Here is a 22,962-nt window from a genome sequence, read left to right as displayed (position 1 = left end):
GGGGACCACAGTTGACCTCAACCCGGGGTGAGGTCCGAGGCTGTAGCCCATGACCAGCACCGCCGCCCTCCCGGCCGATCCACCCGTCGACCTGTGGTCGCCGCGCCTTCGGGCGATGACTGTGGGCAGCGTCGCCCTGGTGTCCCTGCTCGCGTTCGAGGCGCTGGCGGTGGGCACCGCCATGCCGACGGTGGCCCGCGCGCTGGACGGGCTCGGCCTGTACGCGCTGGCGTTCGGCGGCTCGTTCGCCTCCGGCGTGGTGGCGATGGTCGCCTCCGGCATCTGGTGCGACGCGCGCGGACCACGGCCGGCGATGTGGCACGGCGTCGCCTGGTTCGTCGCCGGGCTGGTCGTGGCCGGTTCCGCGACGACCATGGAGATGCTGGTCGTCGGGCGGGTGGTGCAGGGCTTCGGTTCCGGACTCGTCTCGGTGGCGCTCTACGTGGTGGTCGGTCAGGCGTACCCGGAGCAGTTGCGGCGGCGGATCTTCGCCGCGTTCGCCGCGGCCTGGGTGGTGCCGTCGCTGGTCGGCCCGGCGCTGGCCGGCCTGATCGTGGAACATCTGGGCTGGCGATGGGTGTTCCTCGCGGTACCGGCGGTGGCGATTCCGGCGGCGCTGCTGATCCAGCCGGGTCTGAAGGCGCTGGCCGGCACCGTGCCGACCCGGCCGCCCGTGGGCGCGATGGCCCGCGTCGGCTGGGCCTGCGGGGCGGGGGCGAGCGCCGCACTGCTGCACTACGGGGGGCAGCAGCGCGGCGTGCTCGCCGCCGCCCTGACCGCCGGGGCGCTGGCCGGGCTGTTCGTCTGCGTACCGCGTCTGTTGCCGTCCGGGTTCCTGCGCGCGGCACGCGGTCTGCCGACGGTGATCGGCCTGCGCGCGCTGGCGTCGGCGGCGTTCGTGGCCGCCGAGGTGGTGATCCCGCTGATGCTGTCGCGGGAGCGCGGCTTCTCGCCCACCGGCGCCGGCCTGGTGCTGACCGTGGGGGCGCTGTCCTGGTCGGTGGGCTCGTGGATCCAGGGCCGGATCGCTTCGCCCCGGTCGGCGGCGAGCCTGCCCCGGGCCGGGCTGGCCTGCATCACCATCGGTACGGCGGGCGTCGCGTCGGCGCTGCTGCCCGGGCTGCCGGTGTTGCCGGCGGTGTTCTCCTGGGCCGTGGCCGGGCTCGGCATGGGACTGCTCTACCCGTCGCTGTCGGTGCTCACCCTGGAGCAGTCGGCCCCGGCCGAGCAGGGCCGCAACAGCTCGGCGCTGCAACTGGGCGACTCGCTCGCCGCGGCCACCGTGCTGGCGCTGACCGGCGCGGTCCTGGCCGCCGGTGCGTCACCCGGCCCGGCAAGCTACGCGACCACGCTGGCGGTGGCAGCGGGCTGCGGCCTGCTCGGCCTGACCCTTGCCGGTCGAGTGGTGCCTCGCCCGGCGGGCTGAGGCGTCGCCGGCCCGGTCGCCGCTCACGCGCAGTAACGCTCCTGCCGAAGGCATCGCCTGACTGCGGTATGACTCCTGGTCATGATTATGACTCTCAGGTATATCGCTCAACAGTGGTAGTCGCCTGCGCCGGGCTCACACACTGTGATGGAGCAGCCCGGCAAGCGCGACGTCGGGCCGACAGCCCGGCGAGCGGTCACGATCCCGGCCGGGCTGCCGTCCTGAATGCGGACCGAGTGGGCAGGGCGTGGCTGGGAGGAGTGGCGATGCGGGTGCTGGTGACCGGGGCGACCGGACGGCTCGGGCGGGTGGTGGTGCCCCGGCTGCGGGACGAGGGCTTCACGCTCCGGGCGACCAGCCGTCGGCCCCGTACCGGAGACGGGGTGGAGTGGGTGAGCACCGACCTGGCCACCGGCGCCGGGCTGGCGGAGGCGGTCGCCGGGGTGGACGCGGTGCTGCACCTGGCCTCGTCGCCGCAACGGCGTACCCACGAGATCGACGTGCTCGGCACCCGCCGACTGACCATGGCCGCCGGCCACGCCGGGGTGCGCCACCTGGTGTACGTCTCGATCGTCGGCGTCGACCGGGTGCCGATCCCCTACTACCGGCACAAGCTCGCGGCCGAAGAGGTGGTGGCCGCCGGGTCGGTGCCGTGGAGCGTGCTGCGCGCGACCCAGTTCCCCGAGTTCCTGGCGGACCTGCTGAAAGGCGCGAGCCGCCTCGGCCCGGTGATCGGGGACCGGGCCGTACTCGCCCAGCCGGTCGACCCGGCCGACGTGGCGGACCGGCTCGCGGTGCTGCTGCTCGCCGGACCGTCGCACCGGGTCGAGGACTTCGCCGGGCCGCAGGTGCTGCGCTTCGACGAGGCGGCCCGCACCTGGCTCGCGGCCCGCCGGGTACGCCGTCCGCTGCTGCCGGTCCGGATTCCCGGCCGCCTCGGGCGGGAGTTGCGCGGGGGCGGACTCACCACGACGGCCACGCCGACCGGCACCCGGACCTGGGCCGACTACCTCGCGGACACGTACGGGGGAACCGGCGGAAGATGAGAACCGGTCGGGTCCGCACCGGCCTACCGTGGCCGCATGCTGGTCTTCGTCGCCACAGTGCTCCTCTATGTCTTCGGTTTCGTCTTCCTCTACGGCGTGATCCGGGTCGGCGTCCGGCACGGCATCGAGGACGCCGAGGCGAACCGTCCCGAGGTGCTGCGCCGCCGGCAGCTCACCACCGCCGAGAACCGGGACTTCGCGCAGGAGAACGCGTTCCTCAGCAATCCCAACTGAGGGGCGGAGCCGGGGCCCGGAGGGGCGATCCGCGAAGCGGGTGCGAGGATCGCGACATGATGGGGACGCTGAAGACGGAGCCGGCCCGGGCACGGCTCGACCTGCTGGCCCCGCCGGTCGCCGCGGCGCTGCAGGAGTGGCCGGCCGAGGCCCCGGTGGACGTGGACGACGTACTCGTCGCCCCGATCGACGCCGATCTGGCCGACACCGCCGCGTTCTGCGAGGCGTACCAGGTGGGGCTGGAGGAATCGGCCAACTGCGTGGTGGTCGCCGGTAAGCGCGGCGGCGAGACCCGGTACGCGGCCTGCGTCGTGCTCGCCACCACGCGCGCCGACGTCAACGGCGTGGTCCGCAAGCTGCTCGACGTGCGCAAGGCGAGCTTCGCGCCGATGGCCGAGGCGGTCGAGTTGAGCGGAATGGAGTACGGCGGCATCACGCCGATCGGGCTGCCGGCGGACTGGCCGGTCCTCGTCGACTCCCGGGTGATCGCCACCCCGCACGTGATCATCGGATCAGGCGTACGGCACAGCAAGATCGCCCTGCCCGGGCCGGCGCTCGGCGCGCTGCCCGGGGCGAGGGTGGTGGAGGACCTGGCCAGGCCGGCCTAGGTCCTCATTCGCATCGATCTTGTTCCACGTGAAACATCAGGCTGCCGCTTCGCGCTGCGCCACCTCGCGCAACGCGGCGAGCAGCGTCTCCGGCTCCTGCGCGCCGGTGACCGCGTACTTTCCGGCCAGCACGAACGTCGGCACGCTGGAGACGCCGAGCTGGTGCGCGGCGCTCAGGTCGGCGGCGACCTCCCGGCGGCCCAGGTTCGACTCCAGGTACTCCCGCGCCTCGGTCTCGTCCAGACCGGCCTCGCCGGCCAGCGTGACCAGCGCGTCGATCGATCCGACGTCGATGCCGTCATGGAAGTGCGCCCGGTAGAGCCGCTCGACCATCTCGGCGGAACGGCCGCGCTCGGCGGCGAAACGCACCAGCCGGTGCGCGTCGAACGTGTTCGCCGCCACCGCCCGGTCGAACCGCAGGTCCAGGCCCGCGCTCGCGGCGACGCCGGTGACGTGCGCGGCCATGCCCTCGGCCTTGTCCCGTCCGCCGAACTTGTCGCCGAGCGCCTCCAGCAGCGGCTTCGGCTCGGTGACCGGCGTCGGGTCGAGCTGGAACGGCCGGAACCGGACGTTCACCTCGCCGTCGTACGACTCCAGCGCCTGTTCCAGTCGGCGCTTGCCGATCCAGCACCAGGGGCAGACCACGTCGGCGTAGATCTCGATGTCCATGACCAGCGACAACCCGCCGGTCAGGAGATCTGTTCCCGGACCTGGCGCTTGAGCCGGGCCAGGATGGCGGTGCCGCCGCGTACCCGCAGCGGGCTGATCGCCTGGGCCAGGCCCATCCGCTGGTAGAGGTCATCCGGTACGGCCAGCACCTCCTCGGCGCTCGCCCCGGCCAACCCTTCGGCGAGGATGCCGGCGAACGCCCGGGTGGTGGGCGCCTCCGGCGGGCAGTCGAAGACGGTGCTGACCGTCTTGTCCGCGTTCACCTCGGCGCGCAGGAAGAACGCGGTCTGGCACTCGGGGACCTGCTCCAGCTCCTCCCGGTTCACACCCTCGGGCAGGGGCGGGATCACGTCGGCGAACTCCAGCAGCATCTCCAGCACGACGTCGCGCGGTGCGGCGGCGAACTCGTCCACGATCTCGGCCAGCTTCGTCGGCATCTCGGGCATGGGTCGAGGCTATCCGCCGCCGCGCGCCGTCATGCGACGGCGGTGGCGGTGCCCCGCGTCACGCGAGCGGGCCCGCTCTCACGCGTTCGGCGCGGCCTCGCTGATGTCGCTGAGCGCCGACTGGGGGTCGAGCTGCATGGCGAGGTCACCGAGGGAGACGATGCCGACGAGCTTGCGGTCGCTGTCGCAGACCAGCACGCGCCGGATGTTGCGCTCGCGCATCAGCGCCGCCGCCTCGTTCGCCGTGCAGTGCTGCTCGATCATGACCACCTCACGGGTGATGATCGAGCCGATCGTGGTGGTGCCCGGGTCGGCGCGTTCGGCCACCGCCCGCACCACGATGTCGCGGTCGGTCAGCATGCCGGCGAGCGTGGCGCCGTCGGTCACCACCACGTCGCCGATGTCCGACTCCTTCATCACCCGGGCCGCCTCGTCCAGCGGGGTCTCCGCCGGGAGGTAGATCACCTGCCTGGTCATCACGTCACTGACGCGGTACATGAGAGCCTCCGAACACCTCGGTCGATCCGTATGCGGTACCCGGTACCGCGTTCGCTACACCCCGTCGTGGCGCGTCGCGCGTACCTCGTCGCGCAGACGCTCCACGATGTCCTCCACCGGCACCTCGGCCCGTTCACCGGTGGCCCGGTCACGCAGTTCCACGTACCCGTCGGCCAGACGTCGGCCGACCACGACGGCGCGCGGAATGCCGATCAGCTCGGCGTCGGTGAACTTCACCCCGGCGGACACGTGCGTGCGGTCGTCGACCAGCACCCGCAGGCCGGCGGCGGCGAGGCGCCGGCCGAGGTCGAGCGCCGCGTCGAGTTGCGGCCCCTTCCCGGCGGCGACCAGGTGTACGTCGCACGGCGCGACAGCCGCGGGCCAGACCAGCCCCCGGTCGTCGTGGTGCTGCTCGGCCACCGCGGCGACCGCCCGGGACACGCCGATGCCGTAGCAGCCCATCGTGGGCCGGACCGGCTTGCCCTCCGGGCCGAGCACGTCGACCGCGAACGCGTCGGTGTACCGGCGTCCGAGCTGGAAGATGTGCCCGACCTCGATGCCCCGCCGGATGGTCAGCTCACCGGCGTCGCAGGCCGGGCAGGGGTCACCGGGCCGCACCTCAGCCGCCTCGATCGTGCCGTCCGGTACGAAGTCGCGCCCGCAGACCACGTCGGTGGCGTGCCGGCCCGGCTCGTTCGCGCCGGTCAGCCAGGCGGTGCCGGGCACCACGCGGGGATCGACCAGGTAGCGGATGCCGTGCTTGGCCAGGATCTGCGGCCCGATGTAGCCGCGGACCAGCTCCGGGTGGGCGTCCCAGTCCTCGAAGACCGCCACCGTGGCGGGGGCCAGCACCGCCTCGACCCGCTTCAGGTCCACCTCGCGGTCGCCGGGCAGGCCGATGACCAGCGGTTCAGCCTGCTCGGCACCGGGCCTGCGGACGGTGAGGACCACGTTCTTCAACGTGTCGGCGGCGGTCCAGCCGGTGCGCCCGCCCAGCTTGCGGGCCTCGGCCAGCTCGACCAGCGCCGCGATGGTGGGCGTCTCCGGGGTGTCGTGCGTCTCGGCGGGCGGGTGCGCGTCCGGGTCCTGGGCGGCCGGGGCGCGGGTCACCACCGCCTCGGTGTTCGCCGCGTAGTCGCAGGCGGTGCAGCCGACGAACGTGTCCTCACCGACCGGCGTGGCGGCCAGGAACTCCTCCGACGCCGACCCACCCATCGCGCCGGACATCGCGTGGACAGTGGTGAAGTCCAGCCCGAGCCGGGTGAAGACGCGCTCGTAGGCGGCCCGGTGCCTGTCGTACGCGGCCTGGAGCCCGGCCTCGTCCAGGTCGAACGAGTAGGCGTCCTTCATCAGGAACTCGCGCCCGCGCAGCAGACCGGCCCGGGGACGGGCCTCGTCGCGGAACTTCGTCTGGATCTGGAACAGCGTCACCGGGAAGTCCCGGTACGAGGTGAACAGGTCCTTCACCAGCAGCGCGGCCAGCTCCTCGTGGGTCGGCGCGAGCAGATGGTCGGCGCCCTTGCGGTCGGCGAGCGTGAAGATGTCGTCCCCGTATTCGGTCCACCGCCCGCTGGTCCGGTAGGGCTCGGCCGGGAGCAGCGCCGGGAAGTGCACCTCCTGGTCGCCGATCGCGGTCATCTCGTCCCGGACGATCGCGGTGATCCGGTCCAGCACGAGCTTGCCCAGCGGCAGCCAGGTGTAGCCGCCCGGCGCGGCCCGGCGGACGTATCCGGCGCGCAGCAGCAGCCGGTGGCTCGGCACTTCCGCGTCGGCCGGGTCCTCGCGCAGGGTCCGGAGCAGCAGGGTCGACATGCGCAGCAGCATTGCCGCAGCTTATGGCGCGAGCGGAGGACCGGGCGACCCCTTTCGGTGTCCGTGCGGGCCGATCGTCGCCGGCTCGGCGAGGTGGCGGTATCCGACTGGTGTCGATGCCGCCACCCCGCCGAGATGGTGCGGATGGGCCGGTAAATGTCGCGGGTGCCGGGTAGGAATGCGGCATGGCTGAGCGACCGCTGATGAAGCTGACGACAACGGTGCTGGACGCGCCGTCCGCAGAGGACCTGGCCGCGTTCTACGAGCGGCTGCTCGGCTGGATCCGGCGCGAGAAGGAAGCCGACTGGGTCCTCCTCGCCCCGCCGGAGGGCGGCCACTGGCTGGCGTTCCAGGACGAGCCGGCCTACGTGCGGCCGGTGTGGCCGGCCGGTCCCGGCGACCAGCAGATGTCTGTCCACCTGGACATCAAGGTCGACGACCTGGAGGCAGCCGTGGCGTACGCGGTGTCCGTGGGCGCGACGCTGCCCGACTTCCAGCCGCAGGACGACGTCCGGGTGCTCCTCGACCCGGATGGTCACCCGTTCTGCTTCTACCTCTCATGACGGGCGACGCCACCGCGTCGGCGCGCGCGACCAGCCAGTACGCGACGACAACCGGCAACCTGACCGCTCGCATCGCGCTGCACGCGTACGGCACCAATCCGCAGAACTGGTACGCCTGGCTGGGCGAGCGGCTGCCACTGGCCGGGGACGTGCTGGAGGTCGGGGCCGGCACGGGCGAGCTGTGGCACCGGATCGGCCCACACGGTGCTGATCAGCGCGACGCGCGGCTCCCGCTGAGCCGGACGAAGGCCCGCCAGGCGTCGGGTGTGAAGGTGAGCACCGGCCCGGCCGGGTCCTTGCTGTCGCGCACCCCGACCACAGCGGCCAGGTTGTCCGCCACCTCGACACAGTCGCCCTGGGTACCGCTGCGTGTGGACTTCCGCCAGATCGCTCCAGTCAGCTCCACGAGGTCATCACGTCCTTCATCAGCTCGACCGACTGCCGGCGCGGTAGTGCCTCGCTGCGGACACTCTCCCATCTGGACAGCAGGATAGCCACGTCCTCGTCCTTGTCGACCACGACGCCGCCGAGTTGGTTCTCCAGGTGGCCGACCCAGCCGCCGTCTGTGCCCCGGGCCAGCGCGAACGGTCCGACCAGGCCGACGTGCACGGTAACCGAGGTCGGCACGATGTGAATGTCGACGTGCGGGCGCTCGGCGCACTCGACGAGGTGCGCGATCTGCTCGGCCATGAGTCCGCGGTAGCCCTCGTCGGCGCGGCGTAGAACGGACTCCTCGATGACGGCAATGTACTTCGGGCGGCCCGGGTCGGAGAGGATCGACTGCCGGTCCAGCCGCACTCCGAGGCGTCGTTCCACCTCGTCATCGGTGATCAGGTCATCTGTGCGGATCATCGCGCGGGCGTAGTTCTCGGTCTGGAGCAGTCCGGGAACCAGGGTCGGTTGGTAGGTGCGCAACTGTTGCGCCTGGCGTTCGGCTTCGAGCCAGGGGCGGAACCAGCTCGGCTGGCCGTCGCGCTCGGCGAGCTTGAGCAGCGACATCAACAGTCCGCCGGTGCCGAGCACCTCGTCGGCCCGGGCGAGGAAGAACCTGTCGAGCGGCCGGTGGCCCAGCTCGACCGCCGACACCTGGGAGCCGGAGAAGTGCACGAGCTTCCCGAACTCCTCCTGGCTCAGTTCGGCCCGCACCCGCAGCCGCCGCAGTTGCGCGCGGATCAGCTCGGCGGTCGGCTCGTTCTCCACACGCCCTCCTCAGATTGCGGCCGGTCTCCCGGCCTCTCCCCGGACCGGCAGCGAGGACTTCCGAGCGTAGTGGCGCGATCAGCAGACTGTCACGCATGAACCTTCCCGTACCGCGGCTCGGGCCGTACCCCGATCGGCCCCGCCCCTACCCGCCGGACCACCCGGCCCACCTGCCGATCCGGCCGCTCTGGCTGTGCCGCGCCTGCGGCGCGCCGTGGCCCTGTGCGCAGGCGCGCCTACTGCTCAAGGTCGAGTACGCGGACCACCCCGTCGACCTGGCCGTCTACCTGTCCGGGCTCTACCACGAGGCCACCCACGACCTGTTCCGCCTCAACCCGCAGGACGGGCCGACCCCGCGCGAGCTGTTCGAGCGGTTCGTCGGCTGGGGCCCGTACCGGCGCGGCATCACCGATACGATGCCCGCGACATGACTGCGCCCGGGGACTTCGACCTGACGATGGACGAGTTGCGCGAGGTGGCGCGGTACGCGGTCCGGCACGCGGAGGACGTCCTCCCGGTCTACGAGCGGGCGGTTCCCGGCGATCCGCGTCCCCGTGCGGCTGTCGACGCGGCGTGGACGTTCGCGCGCGGTGCCGCCCGGACGAAACTCCAGCGGGTCACGTCCCTCGACGCGCACCGGGCCGCCCGGTCCGCGCCCACCGAGTCCGCGCGCCTGGCCGCCCGGGCCGCCGGTGACGCCGCCGCGGCCGCGTACCTGCACCCGATCGCGAAGGCCACCCAGGTCGGCCACATTCTGCGGGCCGCCGCCAACGCCGCGCGCGTCGCCGAACTGGAGGCCGGCGGTGACGAGATCGTCGGCATGGCAGCGCTGGACCGGTACCGGCAGCTCGCCACCCCCGTGCTGGTCGACGTGCTCCGCCGCTATCCGCCGGTGACCGGCGGCGGCAGCCGGGTCGCCCGGCTGATGAGCGCACTCGACCACGACCTGCGCCAGGGCGCCGCCGGGCCGGAGGCCGCGTCGTGATCCTGCCGAAGGTCCGCGATCCCCGGTTCACCACGATCCGCCGGGGCGGCACGCTCACCGACGAGCACCACCATCTGCTGGCGCTCTGGGCCGCCACCTGCGCGGAGCACGTCCTCGGCCTGTTCGAGGCGGTCCGGCCGGACGACAGCCGCCCGCGTGAGGCGATCGCGTACGCCCGCGCCTGGGTGCGGGGCGAGGTCAGGATGATGGAGGCGCGCGCGGCGGGCGGGCACGCCATGGGCGCGGCCCGGGACCTGCGCGGGGCGGCACGCAACGCCGCGTACGCCGCCGGACAGGCCGCCGTCGTGGCCCACGTGGCCGCCCACGAACTCGGTGCCGCCGCGTACGCGATCAAGGCGGTACGCGCGGCGGTGCCCGCCGGTCTCGGCGAGGCGGCCGGGCGCGACGAGTGCCGGTGGCAGCGCGATCAGCTTCCGGCCGAGATCCGCGAGCTGGTCCTGGACGACCAGCGGCTGCGCAACGACATCTGCTGGTCGGTCTTCGACTGCTGACACCGGCCGGAGCCTGTCGGGAAAGTGCCATCGGAGGTGGCAACCATGGCGTGGCCGGGTGGCGTCTCGGAAGGCGTCACGCCGATGCACCACCTGACCCCAAGGACCGGCTCGTGTGGATCTTCTCCTGACTGAGTTCGACCTGTTCGTCCGAACTCGTACGCCCGCGCTGCTGCGCTCCGCCTACCTGCTGACCGGCGACCAGCATCTGGCCGAGGACCTCGTCCAGTCCGCGTTGGCCCGTACGCACCGTGCCTGGAATCGGTTGCACGAGACCGGCAACGCGGAGGCGTACACCCGGAAGGTCATGTACCACCTGCAGGTCTCCTGGTGGCGACGCCGCCGGGTGGCCGAGTCGATGCCGGGCGACGTGCCCGAGCCGCGCGGAGGCGACTCGGCCCCCGACCACGCCCAGCAGACCACGCTCCGGCTGACCCTCCGGGCCGCGCTGGCCCGGCTCTCTCCCAAACAACGGGCCGTGCTGGTTCTGCGGTTCTTCGAGGACCGCACCGAGACCGAGGCCGCCGACCTGCTCGGTGTGACAGTCGGCACCGTCAAGAGCCAGACCTCGAAGGCGCTGGCGAAGCTGCGCAGCGTGGCACCGGAGCTCGCCGAGCTGTACGTCACGGAAGGAACCGCCCGATGAACCAGGACCGACTGCGTTTCGACCTGGCCGATCTGGCCGAGGAGGTCACCCCGGTCGACCTGCGGGACCGGGCACTGCGTACCTCGCGGCGGCTCGGCCTCCAGCGGGCGGCCGCCACTTCTGCCGCCGTGCTGGTGGTGCTGGCCGCCGCGACCGGAACGGCACTGGCGATCCGGCCGAACAGCCAGACGCCCGTGCCGGCCGGGCCGTCGGTCACAGTCACCGCCCCGCCGGTCGAGCCCACCCCGACCCCGTCCGCCGAGCCGTCGAGCACGCCGTCGACCAGTCCCAGCGAAACCACAGGCGGGGGGCCGAACGGTGACGCGACCTTCGGGCGGCTCGTCTACGGCCCGTCCGACCTGGCGAACGCCCCGTCCCCGACGAGCACCGTCCGGCTTCAGTCCTGGCGTCCGGGCGACGACCCGGTCCGCCTGCTCGGTCTCCCGTACGGGCCGGCGCAGGTCAACGTCTCGGTGTCCCCCGACGGACAGAGGGTCGCCTGGGTCGAGACGACCGGTGCGGTGTGGGTGTCGGCCATCGACGGCTCGGGGCGGCGCAAGCTCCGGGACGGCGTCGACGACGTCTGCTGGTCACCCGTCTGGCTGCCGAACTCGCAACAGCTCGTCGTGCGTCTGAACGCTGGCGGAGACGACCCGGCCACCGGCGTGCTCGACGTCTCCTCCGGGAAGTTCACCAGGGTGACGGGCCTCGACGGCTGTCACGCCGTGTTCGCGGCGGACGGGACGCTGGCGTTCGCCGACGGCTCCGACGGCACGATCGTCCTCACCGACCGGAACGGCAGGGCGCGCCGGACGGTGCCGGGCCTGGGCACCAAGGGCAGCCGGTACGTCTCCTTCGACCTGTCCAGTCTCTCCCCGGACGGCCGGCGGGTCGCGCTCCTGCGGATCGACCGGAACGGCACGTACGGGGACGCGGCACGGGAGCTACTGGTCAACGCCGTGCTCGACACCCGGACCGGCGCGGAGGTGTCGCTGCCGCTGGAGGGACGTCAACTGCGGCAGGTCTTCTTCCAGCCGGACGGGTCGATGGTGGTCCGGGTGCGCAGCGGTGACCGCTACACGGTGGTCCTGGTGGATGCGAACGGCAAGAAGATCACGGAGCGGGCGGAGCCCTCGGCGCTGCGGGACATGCAGATCATCACCGCAGGACCGTGATCGCCGCGTCCGCCGTGACCTGCTTCCACGGCACCAGCACCACTGTGCCGTCGCGCTCCAGCACCTTCGCGTCGCTGCCCTCGGTGCCGGCCGACAGCGGCGCCTCGGCCACCACGCCCACCTTCCCGGTGGCGGGGTCGATCCGGACCAGCCGTGGGGCGAGATCCCGCCGGTCACCCACCTCCCACGCCAGCACGCCCTGCCCGTCGAGGCGGACGAGTTCCACCTCGCTGTCGGTGTGCCCGGCCGACACCCAGCGCCGCTTCCCGGTGGCCAGGTCGATCGCCACCACCTGGTTGGCCTGGCGCATCTTGTCGCCCACCGGAGAGGGCTCGGTCGGCAGGTAGAGCGTGTCCGCGTCGGCCAGGTACGGCCGGACCGCCGGCCCGCTCACCGTGTTGGAACGGTTGACCGGCAGGTCGCTGAACCGCGTACCGTCGACGGGGTTGCCGAACGCGGCCCGCTCCTTGCCGGTGGCGTCGCGCGCGACGAACGTCTCGGTGTTCAGGCCGGGCCGGCTGACCAGCGGGTCGACGCTGAGCACCCCGTCGCTCTGCTGCGCGGCGGGCAGGTCCTGCTTCCAGCGCGGCTTGCCGGTGGCCGGGTCCAGGCCGAGCAGCGCGCCCCGGTCGCCGTCGCAGAGCGTGGTGACGACGGCCTGGTCCCCGGCGGCCTGCGCGTCGGTCAGGCGGCAGTCGCGGCCGGGCAGCAGCCGGTCGGCGTCGGTCTGCCACAGCCGCTTGCCGTCGGCCAGCGAGTAGCCGAGGACGTTCCCGCCGCTGCGGACGACCACCTGCCCGGCGGCCACCGACAGGTCGGGGGCGACGGTCTCGGACCGGCCCGTCCGGCGTTCCACAGGGAACGTCACCCGCCACGTCTGCGTGCCGGCGGCCGCGTCGAACCCGACGAGCGTGTCGCACGAGTCGGCCGGGCCGAGCGCCACCACACCCCGCCCGTCGGCGAGGGTCTGCGCGGCCGCGCACAGCGAGGCCCCCTGCGGCGCGGGCACGCCCCACGCCTGGCCGCCGTCGCCGAGCCGGTAGGCGATGATCCCGTCCGGCTGCGCGCGGACCACCGCGTCACCGACCAGCCAGGCGCCGAACATGTCCTGCCCGTCGTACGTCTTCAGGCCGTTGCGCTGCAGCTCCGGGAAGTCGAGCACCCACGCGGCACGCAGCTTCCTCCCGCCGTCGTCACCGCCGCCGACCAGCCGGGACACGCCGTAGGCGGTGCCGGCCGCGACCGCGAGCACGGCCACCAGCCCACCGGCCACCAGCAACGCGACGCGCCCGCGCCGCTTCGGCGCCGCCGGCGGCGCACCGCCCGGACCCGGCCGGCCCACCGGTGGGTACGCGGGCGGCGGGTACTGCTGGTGCTGATACGTCATCGGTCGTCTCCCGTTTCCGTCAGCCCGCCAGTTCGCGGACGTAGTCGGCCCAGCCGGCCTGGAACTCGTCGAGCGACACGCCGAGCACGTCCCGGGCGGCGCGGTCGGTCGGGGCGCCGGCGTAGACGGCCTCGACGAAGCGGAACAGCTTCGGCTCACCGTGCTTCTCGGCGAGGTGCGTCATCGCGGTGTGCCCGAGCCAGTAGTGGAAGGTCAGCAGGCCGCTCTTCTGCCAGTCGGCGTTGCTGGGCAGCGTGCCGTTCCAGCCGTTCCCGCCGTCGCGGACCAGTTGCAGGGCGGGCGCGGTGCGCTCGCTGGCGGCCAGCGGGCGGCCGTGGAAGGCGATGTACTCGGCGAACCCCTCGACCACCCACTCGTCGAGCTTGCTGAACTCGTCCACGGCGGCCGGGTCGGTGCGGGGCGTCATCAGCGAGTGCGCGATCTCGTGCCGCAACACCATGTGGGCGTCGTTGTCGCCGCCGGAGCGGGTGAAGTAACGATCTCCGGTGTCCACCACGATGCGGGTGCCGCCGATCGTGTTCCTGCCGTCCTTGCGCTCGGCCGCGACCATGCCCACCGAGTAGCCCGCCTCGGTGGCCTTCTCGGTGCCGATCCGGTAGAGCGAGGTCATCTCGTCCTTGCCGGCGGCGAGCGTGACGACGAACTTGTCAGACGCCGGCTCGGGCGGCGCGTTGGCCCGCCACACGGCCAGGTTGCTCGTCACCGCCTTGTCGACGGCCGGGGCGTACCGCCTCGCCACGGCAGCCCGGGCCGCATCGGTGATGATCAGGGCGTACGGGGTCCGCTCGACATGGATGTCCCGCCACTTGTCCCACGGCCCGGGGTAGTAGACGGTTTTCGAGTCGCCGTTGCCGCCGGCCGGTGCGCCGGTGACGGCGGTGACCTGGATCGGCGCGTCCTTGCCGGCGCGGACGACCGTCCAGCGGTACCACTCGGCGACCGGCGCCAGGTCGAAGCCGTCCAGCTGGTGCACGAAGGAGACGTCGAGCTGGAACGTGACGCCCTGCCCGAAGGCGTCGCTGACGCGGCCCTGCTTCTCGATCGTCTCGTAGCGGGCCACCGACAGCGGCAGTTTGCCCAGGTTGCGGAACAGCTGGGTCTGCCCGGCGATCAGTTCCTTGCGGGCCGGGTCGAACGCGGCCAGGTAGCCGTCCAGGTCCTTCGCCGCCAGCGCCTTGCTGTGCCGGTCGAGCAGGGCGGTCAGCTCGGCGTCGGTGACGGTGACACCGTTCGCGCCGGCTGCCGCCTTCGGCGCGGAGCCGTCCTCGTCGTCGCCGCGCAGGCCCAGCCCGACGCCGACCGCCGTGCCGGCGCAGACCGCCAGCGCGAGTGCGCCCGCCGCGAGCCCGATCCAGAGCCCACGGCGGGACTTCGGCGGCGGGGGCGGCGTACCCCACGGCACCGGCTGCGCGGGCGGCGGCGGTCCGCCGTACCGGGGGTCGGCGTTGCCGGGCGGTGGCCAACCTGCCGCCGGTGGGTGCCCCTGCGTCATGTGGTTCCTCGCTCGTGCCGGATGCGGGACCGGCCGGACGGTTTCGCGCGGCCGGATGACGGCAGCCATCATCCCCGGTCCGGACGACGGATTCTGCCCCGCCTGGACGGGTCGGGGCTTTTGTCCCCGGGGGGTGGTTGTCGTGAACAGGACGTCGAGACATCCGCCACGTCCGGCGTCCAGGGCCAGCGGGAGCGGCCCGCGCGGTGACAGACTGTGCGACGCACTTCTGCCGGGACGTCTGAGGGAGGCGCCGTGCGCTGGCGCAGCTACGTGGCGGTGGGCGACAGCTTCACCGAAGGCATGGACGACGCGTATCCGGACGGCAGCTACCGGGGCTGGGCCGATCTGGTCGCCACCCGTCTCGCCGTCGAGGCCGGGCCCGACTTCGGCTACGCCAACCTGGCCATCCGGGGCCGGCTGTTCCCGAACGTGGTGGCCGAGCAGGTGCCGTCCGCGCTGGCCATGAAGCCCGACCTGATCAGCTTCGCGGCCGGCGGCAACGACGTGCTGCGCCGCACCTTCGACCCGGACGCGTTCGTCCCCCGCTTCGACTCGGTCGTGCAGCGGCTGCGCCTCGGCGGCAGCGACGTGGTGCTGTTCCGGTTCGCCGACGTGATGTCCCGGCTGCCCGGCCAGCGGCTGATGGCCCCGCGCGTGACGCTGCTCAACCGGGTGGTCGGCGAGGTGGCCGAGCGGCACGGCGCGATCCTGGTCGACCTGTACTCCGACGACACCTACCTCAACCCGCTGCTCTGGAGCACCGACCGGATTCACCTGTCGGCGGCGGGCCACCGCCGGGTCGCCGCCCAGGTGCTCACCGCGCTCGGCGTCGGCTGCGACGAGGAGTGGCTGCTGGTCCCGCCGCACCCGGCGCCCAGCCCGTGGCTCGCCGCGCGCGCCGCCGACCTGCGCTGGGCCGGCAAGCACCTGGCGCCGTGGATCAGGCGCCGGCTGACCGGGCGGTCCTCCGGCGACTTCGTCACCGCCAAGCGGCCGGTGCTCGGGCCGGTCGAGCGCGACTGAGTGTGCGTACCGTCCACGCCGCCGACCTGCTGCGGCTGACAGCCGACGACCCGCCCCGAGCGGGGCTGGCCGTCGTGGTCGCCGGTGACCGGGTCGAGGCGATCGTGCCGACGGACGAGCTTCCCGGCGCGTACCCCGGGATGCGGGTGCGGCGGTGGGCCGGCACGCTCGGGCCGGCGCTCGTGCACGACGGTCCGCTGCCCCCGGCGCCCACGCCGCGCGAGCGGGTGCACGCGCTGTTCCGGCTCGGCGTCGCCGCGGTCGTCGAGGAGCACGTGGCCGACCCGGCGCTGCGGGCTGCCGCGGCCCGCAACGACGTGGCGGTGCTGCCCGGCGTGCGGCCGCCAGCACTGGTGACCGGCGGGCGGGCCGACCTCGCCGTGTTCGGCCCGGACGGCGCCTGCCTGGCCACAGTGGTCGCCGGCCGCCTGGTGCACCGCCGCGCCTGACCCCGCCGCACGGCTCGACCTTCACCGCCGTTCGTCCGATGTGTCCGGTTGCCCGCTTATCGGGATCGCCCGATGTCCGCCCCACTGGATAGCATCCGCTACCCCCGTCGATCGAGTACGGGGCGAAATCGGGGAAAGGTGGATGAGGGATGACCCTCATGCCTGACAGAAATCCACGTCGAACCGCCCGGCGAGGCGTGCTCGCCGCCGCGCTGTCGATGGTGGTCGCGGCCGGAACGGTGGCCGCCACCGCGGTGCCGGCAGCCGCGTACGACATCCGCTACGAGACGAACACCTCGTGGGCCTGGACCGACTCGCACTCGCCCACCACGGTCGACATCGACCGGTCCGGGGACGTGCCGGTCGGCACGTGGAAGGACGGGAAAGGCCGCCCGCACACGTCGCGCGCCTACTTCACGTTCGACATCTCCCGCTACCGGGGAGCGGACATCCAGTCCGCAGTCCTCGACGTGAAGGAGACGGCAGGCGGCGACTGCACCAGACGTCCCGTGGTCGAGTTGCGGCGTACCGCCGCCTACACCGCCCGGTCGAGCTGGCGGAACCCCCCGGCCGACCTGGGGCTGGTCGACAGCCGCCAGCTCACCGACCAGACCGTCTGCCCGGCGCCCCGGGTGGAGTTCGACGCGGTCGACGGGCTGCGCCAGGCGCTCGCCGAGGGCCGGTCGACGCTGACCCTCTCGCTGCGGCTGCCCGCCGACGCCGAGCGGGACCCGGCACTGGCCCGGCAGTACGCCAGCAAGGTCGGCATCTCGATCGACTACAACTTCCGCCCCGGCGTGCCGACCGACCTGCGGAGCGAGACCGGCACGGCGTGCACCACCACCGAGCCGTACCAGGTGATCCGCTACCCAGTCCCCTCCGGAGTGGTGCACGACCGCGACCGCAGCGACAGCGGCGGCACGGACCAGCTCACCGTCTCCTTCGCGGCCTGGCCGGTCGACCAGCCGGAGGCGCGGATCGAGCAGACCGACTACGCGCGCGACGGCGAGCGGGCCGTCGGCCGCTACGACACCGTCTATCCGTCGCCGTTCGAGCACGACCGGACGTACGCCTGGCAGATGCGGGCGGCGGACAGCCGGGCCACCGGCGAGTGGAGCCCGGTCTGCTACTTCCGCCTCGACGTCCGGGGGCCGGCCACGCCGCCCGTCGTGACGTCGACCGACTTCCCCGACGACGACGGGTGGTACCCGGCTCTGCCGGGTGAGTTCACCTTCACCGCCAACGGCGCGACCGACGTGGTGCGGTACGGCTACTCGCTGGACTCCGGCGTCGAGAAGACGATCGACGCGGACCGGACGGGCGGCACGGCCACCGTCACGCTCACCCCGGACAGCGGCCCGAACACCCTGCGGGTGTGGAGCCTCGACGCGGTCGGCAACCGCTCGGCGACCACCGAGTACACGTTCCGCGCCTCGGACGTGTCGCCGGTCGTGGAGGGACGGCTGAGTGAGATCGGGGTGCCTGCCACGTTCCAGCTGCGTCCGCAGATGGACGGCGTGGTGCGCTACCGCTACGCCCTCGACGGCGACCCCGAGCAGACGGTGGACGCGGCGGCGGACGGCTCCGCCGCGATCACCGTCACCGCGACCCGGGGCGGCTCCCGCACCCTCACCGTCACCAGCGTCACGGCCGACGGTGTGGAGGCCACCAGCAGCCGGCAGTTCAGCCTGCCGACCGCGCCGAAGGTCTCGGCCACCGTCTACCTGCCCATCCCCAGCGGTGGGCAGGGCATTCCGGGCGTCTTCACCTTCACCCCCCGCCTGCCCGGCACGGTCAGCTACCGCTACCAGTTCACCGGCGAGGACCAGCAGGTGGTGGCCGCGCAGGCCGACGGCACCGCGTCTGTCACCTGGGCGCCGACCGAGGCGGGCGTGGTCAACCTGGTCGTGCGCAGCGTGAGCGGGGACGGCACCGTGTCGGAGCCGGCGACCTTGTCCTTCCGGGTGCGGGACCTGCGCACCGCCGTCACCGCCGACCCGTACCGGACGGACGTGCCCATGGGCGGTCCGGGCCAGCCGGGCGAGTTCCGGTTCACGTCGCAACTCACCACGACGGTGGCCTTCCTCTACCGGTTCGACGACGGCGTCGAGCAGCGTGTCGAGACCGGCAGCCGGGCGACGGTGAGCTGGACGCCCACCGAGGGTGGGACGCACACGCTCACTGTCGTCGGGGTCACCGCGGACGGCACCCGCTCGCCCGAGCAGGTCTGGACGTTCCTGGTGGCCGAGGGCTGAGCACCTGACCGCACCGGCCCCACCACCTTTCCGAGGCGGTGGGGCCGGTGTCACATCCGTGGCCCGCGATCCGGCGTACCTTGGGGATCATGCCTGTGCCGAGCGATCCGCATCCTGATCTCCAGTCGTACGCCGACCCGCAGCGCCTGGTCACCACCGAATGGCTGGCCGAGCACCTGGGCGACGAAGGGCTCGTGGTGGTCGAGTCCGACGAGGACGTGCTCCTCTACGACACCGGCCACATCCCCGGCGCCGTCAAGGTCGACTGGCACACCGAACTCAACGACCAGGTCACCCGCGACTACCTGGACGCCGCGAGCTTCGCCGAGCTGTGCGCGGCCAAGGGCATCGGGCGGGACGACACGGTCGTCTTCTACGGCGACAACTTCAACTGGTGGGCCGCGTACGCCCTCTGGGTCTTCACCCTCTTCGGTCACCCGGACGTACGGCTGCTCGACGGCGGCCGGCAGAAGTGGATCGCCGAGGGGCGGGAGCTGACCCGGGACAAGGTGAGCCGGCCCCGCGCCTCGTACCCGGTGCCGGAGCGCAACGACGCGCCGATCCGCGCGTACCGGGAGCAGGTCATGGCGCACGTGGCGGCCGGTCGGCCGCTGGTGGACGTGCGGTCGCCGGGCGAGTACACCGGCGAGATGCTGCACATGCCGGACTACCCGCAGGAGGGCGCGCTGCGCGGCGGGCACATCCCGGGCGCGGTGAGCAAGCCGTGGAAGTCCGCCGCGAACGACGACGGCACGTTCAAGTCCGCCGACGAGCTGCGCGCCATCTACGCCGACCAGCTCGGTCTGAGCCCGTCCGACGACGTGGTGGCGTACTGCCGGATCGGCGAGCGGTCCAGCCACACCTGGTTCGTGCTGCACCACCTGCTCGGCTTCCCGCAGGTGCGCAACTACGACGGTTCGTGGACCGAGTGGGGCAACCTGGTCCGGGCTCCCGTCGTGAAGGGCGACCAGCCCGGCGGCCTGACCCGCTGAGCGTCCCGGCCGGTCCCGCCGTCACCGCGGCGGGACCGGCCGCGTTCCGGGCCCGTCAGCGGGCGGCGATCGACAGGCTCCCGGGGACGTCGGCCGCCACCAGGTCGACAGCGCCGGTCTCCGGTCGCCAGCGGGCCAGCCCGGCGTCGTAGCGGAACAGCAGGCCGCCGTCGGCGGTCCAGCCGTACACCTCGCAGCACGCCTTGGCCCGGCCCTCCCGGCCCAGGTCGAGCAGGCGCGTCACCGCGCCGGTGCGGGCGTCCAGCACCGCCACGCCCTCGCCCCCGCTCATCGTGCCGGCGCCACTGGCGGTGGTGGTCCACCCGGCCTGGCCGATCCGGTCGCCGCGCTGCCAGCCCCGCCCGTACACCTCGTCCAGCCGGTAGCCGGGGGGAAGCGCGCCGGTGGTCACCGGCCGCCGGTCCGGCGCGCCGCCGGAGGCGGGGAACCGGCGTACGGCCAGGCCGCCGTCCCCGGACCAGCCGCCCACTGTGAGCAGGTCGCCGGACCGGGCCGGCTCGGGTACGACGAGCGTCCACGGGTCGACTGTCAGCTTCGGCGCCGCTCCGGTGCGCCGGTCCAGCTCGTACGCGGTGTCGTTGTCCCCGACGATCAGCCGGTCACCGGCCCAGACCACGTGTTCCAGGTAGCCCGCGAGCGGATAGCGACGCACCTCGGCGTCGGTCAGGTCGACCACCACCACCTCGCCGGTCTGCGCGAACGCGGCGGTCCGGCCGTCCGGCGACAGGCTGCCCGGCTTGAGTGCCGTCGCCTCGTTGCCCCCGGCGTCGCGGGTGGGCGCGAGCGTGACCACGTCGAGTTCCCGGACGATGCCGTCGTCACCCAGCACCCGGACCGTGCCCGCCTCACCGGTGGCCGGGTCGACCGGCTGGTACAGCGCCAGCGCCCGGCTCACCGGGCGGTCGGAGAGGTCGGCGCCGACCCGGTCGCCGAGCCGGCCGAGCGGGTCGCCCGCCTCGCCGAGCCGGTCCGGGGGCCGCTGCACGACCGGCGCGTTGGGGGCCGAGGTCACCGCCGGGCGGGGTGGCGCCGCGGGGGGCGGGCCGGAGCGGTGCAGGAGCGCTGTCGTACCGCCGCCGACCAGGACCACGGCGACGGCGGCGGCCCCGGCGGCGCGGCGGGCACGACGGACCCGCCCGGCCCGTTCCCATCCGGCGGCGGCCGGCCGGGTCGGGTGGATCTCCTCGGTGGCCCGGGTCAGCAGCCGGGTCAGCTCCGTCTCGTTCACGGGTTCACCTCGCTTCCGGCGGCCAGGCCGTCGCCGGACCGGCCGGGGGCGGGCACCACGTCGCGCAGCCGGCGCAGCGCGTCGTGGCACTGGCTCTTGACGGTGCCGACCGTGACGCCGAGCGCCTCGGCGGTGGCGACCTCGGTCAGGTCCTCGAAGTAGCGCAGCACCACGACGGCCCGCTGGCGTGGCGGCAGCCGGTCCAGCGCGGCGCGCACGGTGAGCCGCAACGCGGGGTCGCCGTCTCTGTCCGGCCGTTCCGGCGGGTACGCGCTGAGCCACTCCCGCCGCCGGCGTCGCCACCAGGACACGGCGTCGCGGTAGAGGATGGCGCGCACGTACGCGGCCGGGTCGCCGTCGCGCACCGACGGCCAGCGCAGCGCCAGCTTGAGCAGCGCGTCCTGGAGCAGGTCCTCGGCCTGGTGCCGGTTGCCGCAGATCAGGTACGCGGCGCGCAGCAGCCGGTGCTGGTGCGACTCGACGAAGGCGAGGTAGTCCGCCCGCCCGTCGTCCGCGTCACGCCCCATCCGGCTCCTCCTCCGTCACCGGCCAGACGCGCGGGACGGGGGCAAAGGTTGGGTCAGGTAGCGCTGAATCGTCGGGCCGACCCAGGCGGTCAGTTCCTCCGGGTCGAGGTCCACCACGGGTGGCAGCCGGACGACGTACCGGGTGAGGGCGAGTCCGAGGATCTGGCTGGCCACCAGACCGGCCCGTCGCTCGGCGGTGGCCGGGTCGGCGCTGGACCGGGCCACCGCGGTGGCGAGCTGGCCGGCGAAGATGCCGCGCATCCGGTCGGCCGCGCCGGGGTTGGTGGCGGCGGCCCGGAGCAGGGCGACGAGCGTCCCGTCCGCCTCCCAGCGGCGTACGAAGTGCCGGATCAGCGTCTCGCCGAGCCGGTCCGGCGGCACCTCGGCCAGGTCGGGCAGGCGCAGGTCGAACTCGGCCGCCGCGGCGAAGAGTCCCTCCTTGCTGCCGTAGTAGCGCATCACCATCGACGGGTCGATGCGGGCGTCGGCGGCGATGGCCCGGATGGTGGCCCGGTCGTAGCCGTCGGCGGCGAAGCGTTCCCGGGCGGCGCGCAGGATGGCCGCCCGGGTGGCGTCCGAGCGGCGGGTGCGGGTGGCGGGTTCGGTCACGTCCACGACTGTAGGCCAACACGTGTTGACATCGGCTCTACAGTTAAGTCAACACGTGTTGGCAAACATTTGTTGACCGAGTCCGGAGGTGGAAGCGATGCTGCCCGAACGCACCGACGTCCTCGTGGTGGGCGGCGGGCCGACCGGCCCGCCGCCGGCCGTGACGCTGGCCGGGCACGGGGTTGCCGCGACTGTCGTCGACCGGCTCGCCGAGCCGCCCGTCACGTCGCGCGCCGCAGTCGTGCACGCCGGCACCCTCGAAGTGCTGGACCGGATCGGGGTCGCCGCGCCGCTGGCCGCCCGAGGGCTGCGCTCGGCCCGGTTCAGCGTCCGCGACCGGGACCGGGTGCTGCTCACCGTCCCCTTCGACCGGTTGCCGTCGCGCTACCCGTACGCGCTGCTCATCTCGCAGGCCGAGAGCGAGGCGGTGCTCGCCGACCGGCTCGCCGCGCTCGGCGGGCGCGTGCTGCGGCCGTACGAGATGACCGGCCTGGACCTCGACGGCGACGGCGCCGTCGCGCGCTTCGACGGCGGCCGCGCGGTCCGGGCGCGGTGGGTCGTCGGCGCGGACGGGATGCACAGCCGGGTCCGCGAACTCGCCGGCATCGGCTTCGGCGGCCCGGCCGACCCCGGGGAGTCGTTCCTGCTCGCCGACGTCCGGGTGGACAGCGCGCTCCCGCGCGACCAGGTGAGCCTCTTCCTGTCCCGGCGGGGCCCGCTGGTCTGGGCGCCGCTGCCCGACGGCACGGTCCGGTTGGTCGCCACGGTGGACGACGCGCCGCGGGACCCGCAGGCGCACCACTTCCAGGCGCTGCTCGACGAGCGCGGTCCGGCGCGCCGGCCGGATCGGATCACCGGCATGGCGTGGTCGTCCCGGTTCCGGATCCACCACCGGATCGCGAGCACCTACCGCCGCGGCCCGGTGCTGCTCGCCGGGGACGCGGCGCACGTGCACAGCCCGGCCGGTGGGCAGGGGATGAATCTCGGCCTGCGGGACGCGGTCGCGCTCGGCGAAGCGCTCGCCGCCGGTCCGCGGGCCCTCGACGGGTACGCGGCCGACCGCCGCCCCCGCGCCGAGGAGGTCCTGGTCTTCGCCGCCACCCTGACCCGCCTAGCCGCTGCCCCACCCCCACTC

At 73.5% G+C, this 22,962-nt stretch carries 26 protein-coding genes; 15 read left to right on the top strand and 11 right to left on the bottom strand.

Annotated features, from left to right (window positions below; translation table 11 throughout):
- Positions 1-49 precede the first annotated feature (49 nt).
- The 4 genes from BAW75_RS01240 (at position 50) to BAW75_RS01225 (ending at position 3,314) form a co-directional block, all read left to right on the top strand.
- Positions 50-1,426 (top strand): MFS transporter, encoded by a 1,377-nt coding sequence (locus BAW75_RS01240; RefSeq protein WP_104112358.1) that lies wholly within the window; start codon positions 50-52, stop codon positions 1,424-1,426.
- Positions 1,427-1,692: 266 nt separating this feature from the next.
- On the top strand, positions 1,693-2,472 hold the full coding sequence (locus tag BAW75_RS01235) for an SDR family oxidoreductase (protein ID WP_104112357.1): 780 nt from the start codon (positions 1,693-1,695) through the stop codon (positions 2,470-2,472).
- A 36-nt stretch (positions 2,473-2,508) separates the two neighbouring features.
- Positions 2,509-2,706, top strand: coding sequence for a hypothetical protein (locus tag BAW75_RS01230; protein WP_043327658.1), 198 nt, complete (start codon positions 2,509-2,511; stop codon positions 2,704-2,706).
- 59 nt (positions 2,707-2,765) lie between these two features.
- The gene (locus BAW75_RS01225) at positions 2,766-3,314 is read left to right on the top strand and encodes a YbaK/EbsC family protein (RefSeq protein ID WP_043330797.1); all 549 of its coding nucleotides are present in this window, start codon (positions 2,766-2,768) and stop codon (positions 3,312-3,314) included.
- Positions 3,315-3,350: 36 nt separating this feature from the next.
- On the opposite strand, the gene BAW75_RS01220 is transcribed toward BAW75_RS01225, so the two are convergent.
- The 4 genes from BAW75_RS01220 to BAW75_RS01205 all read right to left on the bottom strand — a co-directional run bounded on the left by BAW75_RS01220 (position 3,351) and on the right by BAW75_RS01205 (position 6,751).
- Positions 3,351-3,983, bottom strand: coding sequence for a DsbA family oxidoreductase (locus tag BAW75_RS01220; RefSeq protein WP_104112356.1), 633 nt, complete (start codon positions 3,981-3,983; stop codon positions 3,351-3,353).
- Positions 3,984-4,003: 20 nt separating this feature from the next.
- Entirely contained in the window at positions 4,004-4,429 is a 426-nt protein-coding gene (locus BAW75_RS01215; RefSeq protein WP_013283255.1) for a SufE family protein, read from the bottom strand.
- A 78-nt stretch (positions 4,430-4,507) separates the two neighbouring features.
- Entirely contained in the window at positions 4,508-4,927 is a 420-nt protein-coding gene (locus BAW75_RS01210; protein WP_030499538.1) for a CBS domain-containing protein, read from the bottom strand.
- A gap of 54 nt (positions 4,928-4,981) precedes the next feature.
- Positions 4,982-6,751 (bottom strand): proline--tRNA ligase, encoded by a 1,770-nt coding sequence (locus BAW75_RS01205; RefSeq protein WP_104112355.1) that lies wholly within the window; start codon positions 6,749-6,751, stop codon positions 4,982-4,984.
- Between the two features lie 173 nt (positions 6,752-6,924).
- On the opposite strand from BAW75_RS01205, the gene BAW75_RS01200 reads away from it, so the two are divergent.
- On the top strand, positions 6,925-7,302 hold the full coding sequence (locus tag BAW75_RS01200) for a VOC family protein (protein ID WP_043327654.1): 378 nt from the start codon (positions 6,925-6,927) through the stop codon (positions 7,300-7,302).
- Positions 7,303-7,513: 211 nt separating this feature from the next.
- Here BAW75_RS01200 and BAW75_RS01190 read toward each other — a convergent pair whose 3' ends face one another.
- Both BAW75_RS01190 and BAW75_RS01185 read right to left on the bottom strand, forming a co-directional pair.
- Entirely contained in the window at positions 7,514-7,708 is a 195-nt protein-coding gene (locus BAW75_RS01190) for a DUF397 domain-containing protein (RefSeq protein ID WP_104112354.1), read from the bottom strand.
- Positions 7,699-8,502, bottom strand: a complete 804-nt coding sequence (locus tag BAW75_RS01185) for a helix-turn-helix domain-containing protein (RefSeq protein ID WP_104112353.1) — start codon at positions 8,500-8,502, stop codon at positions 7,699-7,701. The genes BAW75_RS01190 and BAW75_RS01185 overlap by 10 nt, the downstream gene beginning before the upstream one ends.
- Before the next feature lie 95 nt (positions 8,503-8,597).
- On the opposite strand from BAW75_RS01185, the gene BAW75_RS01180 reads away from it, so the two are divergent.
- The 5 genes from BAW75_RS01180 to BAW75_RS01160 all read left to right on the top strand — a co-directional run bounded on the left by BAW75_RS01180 (position 8,598) and on the right by BAW75_RS01160 (position 11,820).
- Positions 8,598-8,933: a hypothetical protein gene (locus BAW75_RS01180; protein ID WP_082931107.1), complete on the top strand. Its 336-nt coding sequence runs from the start codon at positions 8,598-8,600 to the stop codon at positions 8,931-8,933.
- Entirely contained in the window at positions 8,930-9,487 is a 558-nt protein-coding gene (locus BAW75_RS01175; RefSeq protein WP_104112352.1) for a putative immunity protein, read from the top strand. The genes BAW75_RS01180 and BAW75_RS01175 overlap by 4 nt, the downstream gene beginning before the upstream one ends.
- Positions 9,484-9,999: a putative immunity protein gene (locus BAW75_RS01170; RefSeq protein WP_104112351.1), complete on the top strand. Its 516-nt coding sequence runs from the start codon at positions 9,484-9,486 to the stop codon at positions 9,997-9,999. Before BAW75_RS01175 ends, BAW75_RS01170 begins: the two co-directional genes overlap by 4 nt.
- Positions 10,000-10,114: 115 nt before the next feature.
- Positions 10,115-10,645 (top strand): SigE family RNA polymerase sigma factor, encoded by a 531-nt coding sequence (locus BAW75_RS01165; RefSeq protein ID WP_043327648.1) that lies wholly within the window; start codon positions 10,115-10,117, stop codon positions 10,643-10,645.
- Positions 10,642-11,820 (top strand): WD40 repeat domain-containing protein, encoded by a 1,179-nt coding sequence (locus BAW75_RS01160; protein ID WP_064448012.1) that lies wholly within the window; start codon positions 10,642-10,644, stop codon positions 11,818-11,820. The genes BAW75_RS01165 and BAW75_RS01160 overlap by 4 nt, the downstream gene beginning before the upstream one ends.
- Here BAW75_RS01160 and BAW75_RS01155 read toward each other — a convergent pair.
- Both BAW75_RS01155 and BAW75_RS01150 read right to left on the bottom strand, forming a co-directional pair.
- A complete protein-coding gene (locus tag BAW75_RS01155; RefSeq protein ID WP_104112350.1) occupies positions 11,804-13,207 on the bottom strand; it encodes a PQQ-like beta-propeller repeat protein in 1,404 nt (467 codons plus the stop codon). The genes BAW75_RS01160 and BAW75_RS01155 overlap by 17 nt on opposite strands.
- Positions 13,208-13,226: 19 nt before the next feature.
- Positions 13,227-14,720 carry a hypothetical protein gene (locus BAW75_RS01150; RefSeq protein ID WP_104112349.1) on the bottom strand — a complete coding sequence of 498 codons (1,494 nt, stop codon included), beginning with the start codon at positions 14,718-14,720 and terminating at the stop codon, positions 13,227-13,229.
- A 255-nt stretch (positions 14,721-14,975) separates the two neighbouring features.
- On the opposite strand from BAW75_RS01150, the gene BAW75_RS01145 reads away from it, so the two are divergent.
- The 4 genes from BAW75_RS01145 (at position 14,976) to BAW75_RS01130 (ending at position 19,442) form a co-directional block, all read left to right on the top strand.
- Positions 14,976-15,746 carry an SGNH/GDSL hydrolase family protein gene (locus tag BAW75_RS01145; RefSeq protein WP_104112348.1) on the top strand — a complete coding sequence of 257 codons (771 nt, stop codon included), beginning with the start codon at positions 14,976-14,978 and terminating at the stop codon, positions 15,744-15,746.
- A gap of 2 nt (positions 15,747-15,748) precedes the next feature.
- Positions 15,749-16,195, top strand: a complete 447-nt coding sequence (locus BAW75_RS01140) for a hypothetical protein (RefSeq protein ID WP_043327643.1) — start codon at positions 15,749-15,751, stop codon at positions 16,193-16,195.
- A 158-nt stretch (positions 16,196-16,353) separates the two neighbouring features.
- Complete coding sequence (locus BAW75_RS01135) at positions 16,354-18,450, top strand: hypothetical protein (protein ID WP_146074785.1); 2,097 nt, start codon at positions 16,354-16,356, stop codon at positions 18,448-18,450.
- A gap of 89 nt (positions 18,451-18,539) precedes the next feature.
- The gene (locus BAW75_RS01130; protein WP_043327642.1) at positions 18,540-19,442 is read left to right on the top strand and encodes a sulfurtransferase; all 903 of its coding nucleotides are present in this window, start codon (positions 18,540-18,542) and stop codon (positions 19,440-19,442) included.
- A gap of 55 nt (positions 19,443-19,497) precedes the next feature.
- On the opposite strand, the gene BAW75_RS01125 is transcribed toward BAW75_RS01130, so the two are convergent.
- The 3 genes from BAW75_RS01125 to BAW75_RS01115 are packed head-to-tail and all read right to left on the bottom strand — an operon-like array spanning position 19,498 to position 21,833.
- Complete coding sequence (locus BAW75_RS01125) at positions 19,498-20,691, bottom strand: hypothetical protein (RefSeq protein ID WP_104112346.1); 1,194 nt, start codon at positions 20,689-20,691, stop codon at positions 19,498-19,500.
- Positions 20,688-21,218 (bottom strand): SigE family RNA polymerase sigma factor, encoded by a 531-nt coding sequence (locus tag BAW75_RS01120; RefSeq protein ID WP_104112345.1) that lies wholly within the window; start codon positions 21,216-21,218, stop codon positions 20,688-20,690. The genes BAW75_RS01125 and BAW75_RS01120 overlap by 4 nt, the downstream gene beginning before the upstream one ends.
- Before the next feature lie 15 nt (positions 21,219-21,233).
- The gene (locus BAW75_RS01115) at positions 21,234-21,833 is read right to left on the bottom strand and encodes a TetR/AcrR family transcriptional regulator (protein ID WP_104112344.1); all 600 of its coding nucleotides are present in this window, start codon (positions 21,831-21,833) and stop codon (positions 21,234-21,236) included.
- Between the two features lie 91 nt (positions 21,834-21,924).
- On the opposite strand from BAW75_RS01115, the gene BAW75_RS01110 reads away from it, so the two are divergent.
- A partial coding sequence (locus BAW75_RS01110) for an FAD-dependent monooxygenase (RefSeq protein ID WP_104112343.1) occupies positions 21,925-22,962 on the top strand: 1,038 nt, incomplete at its 3' end.

Origin of the sequence: Micromonospora chalcea (assembly GCF_002926165.1) — a bacterium.
GTDB lineage: Bacteria > Actinomycetota > Actinomycetes > Mycobacteriales > Micromonosporaceae > Micromonospora > Micromonospora chalcea.
This window is presented reverse-complemented; position numbering and strand designations above follow the sequence as displayed.

What these genes read in the sequence shown, in the direction of transcription:
- BAW75_RS01240 (WP_104112358.1), top strand. Translation starts at nt 50, where the DNA reads ATGACCAGCACCGCCGCCCTCCCGGCCGATCCACCCGTCGACCTGTGG.
- BAW75_RS01235 (WP_104112357.1), top strand. Translation starts at nt 1,693, where the DNA reads ATGCGGGTGCTGGTGACCGGGGCGACCGGACGGCTCGGGCGGGTGGTG.
- BAW75_RS01230 (WP_043327658.1), top strand. Translation starts at nt 2,509, where the DNA reads ATGCTGGTCTTCGTCGCCACAGTGCTCCTCTATGTCTTCGGTTTCGTC.
- BAW75_RS01225 (WP_043330797.1), top strand. Translation starts at nt 2,766, where the DNA reads ATGGGGACGCTGAAGACGGAGCCGGCCCGGGCACGGCTCGACCTGCTG.
- BAW75_RS01220 (WP_104112356.1), bottom strand. Translation starts at nt 3,983, where the DNA reads ATGGACATCGAGATCTACGCCGACGTGGTCTGCCCCTGGTGCTGGATC.
- BAW75_RS01215 (WP_013283255.1), bottom strand. Translation starts at nt 4,429, where the DNA reads ATGCCCGAGATGCCGACGAAGCTGGCCGAGATCGTGGACGAGTTCGCC.
- BAW75_RS01210 (WP_030499538.1), bottom strand. Translation starts at nt 4,927, where the DNA reads ATGTACCGCGTCAGTGACGTGATGACCAGGCAGGTGATCTACCTCCCG.
- BAW75_RS01205 (WP_104112355.1), bottom strand. Translation starts at nt 6,751, where the DNA reads ATGCTGCTGCGCATGTCGACCCTGCTGCTCCGGACCCTGCGCGAGGAC.
- BAW75_RS01200 (WP_043327654.1), top strand. Translation starts at nt 6,925, where the DNA reads ATGGCTGAGCGACCGCTGATGAAGCTGACGACAACGGTGCTGGACGCG.
- BAW75_RS01180 (WP_082931107.1), top strand. Translation starts at nt 8,598, where the DNA reads ATGAACCTTCCCGTACCGCGGCTCGGGCCGTACCCCGATCGGCCCCGC.
- BAW75_RS01175 (WP_104112352.1), top strand. Translation starts at nt 8,930, where the DNA reads ATGACTGCGCCCGGGGACTTCGACCTGACGATGGACGAGTTGCGCGAG.
- BAW75_RS01160 (WP_064448012.1), top strand. Translation starts at nt 10,642, where the DNA reads ATGAACCAGGACCGACTGCGTTTCGACCTGGCCGATCTGGCCGAGGAG.
- BAW75_RS01155 (WP_104112350.1), bottom strand. Translation starts at nt 13,207, where the DNA reads ATGACGTATCAGCACCAGCAGTACCCGCCGCCCGCGTACCCACCGGTG.
- BAW75_RS01150 (WP_104112349.1), bottom strand. Translation starts at nt 14,720, where the DNA reads ATGACGCAGGGGCACCCACCGGCGGCAGGTTGGCCACCGCCCGGCAAC.
- BAW75_RS01135 (WP_146074785.1), top strand. Translation starts at nt 16,354, where the DNA reads ATGCCTGACAGAAATCCACGTCGAACCGCCCGGCGAGGCGTGCTCGCC.
- BAW75_RS01130 (WP_043327642.1), top strand. Translation starts at nt 18,540, where the DNA reads ATGCCTGTGCCGAGCGATCCGCATCCTGATCTCCAGTCGTACGCCGAC.
- BAW75_RS01120 (WP_104112345.1), bottom strand. Translation starts at nt 21,218, where the DNA reads ATGGGGCGTGACGCGGACGACGGGCGGGCGGACTACCTCGCCTTCGTC.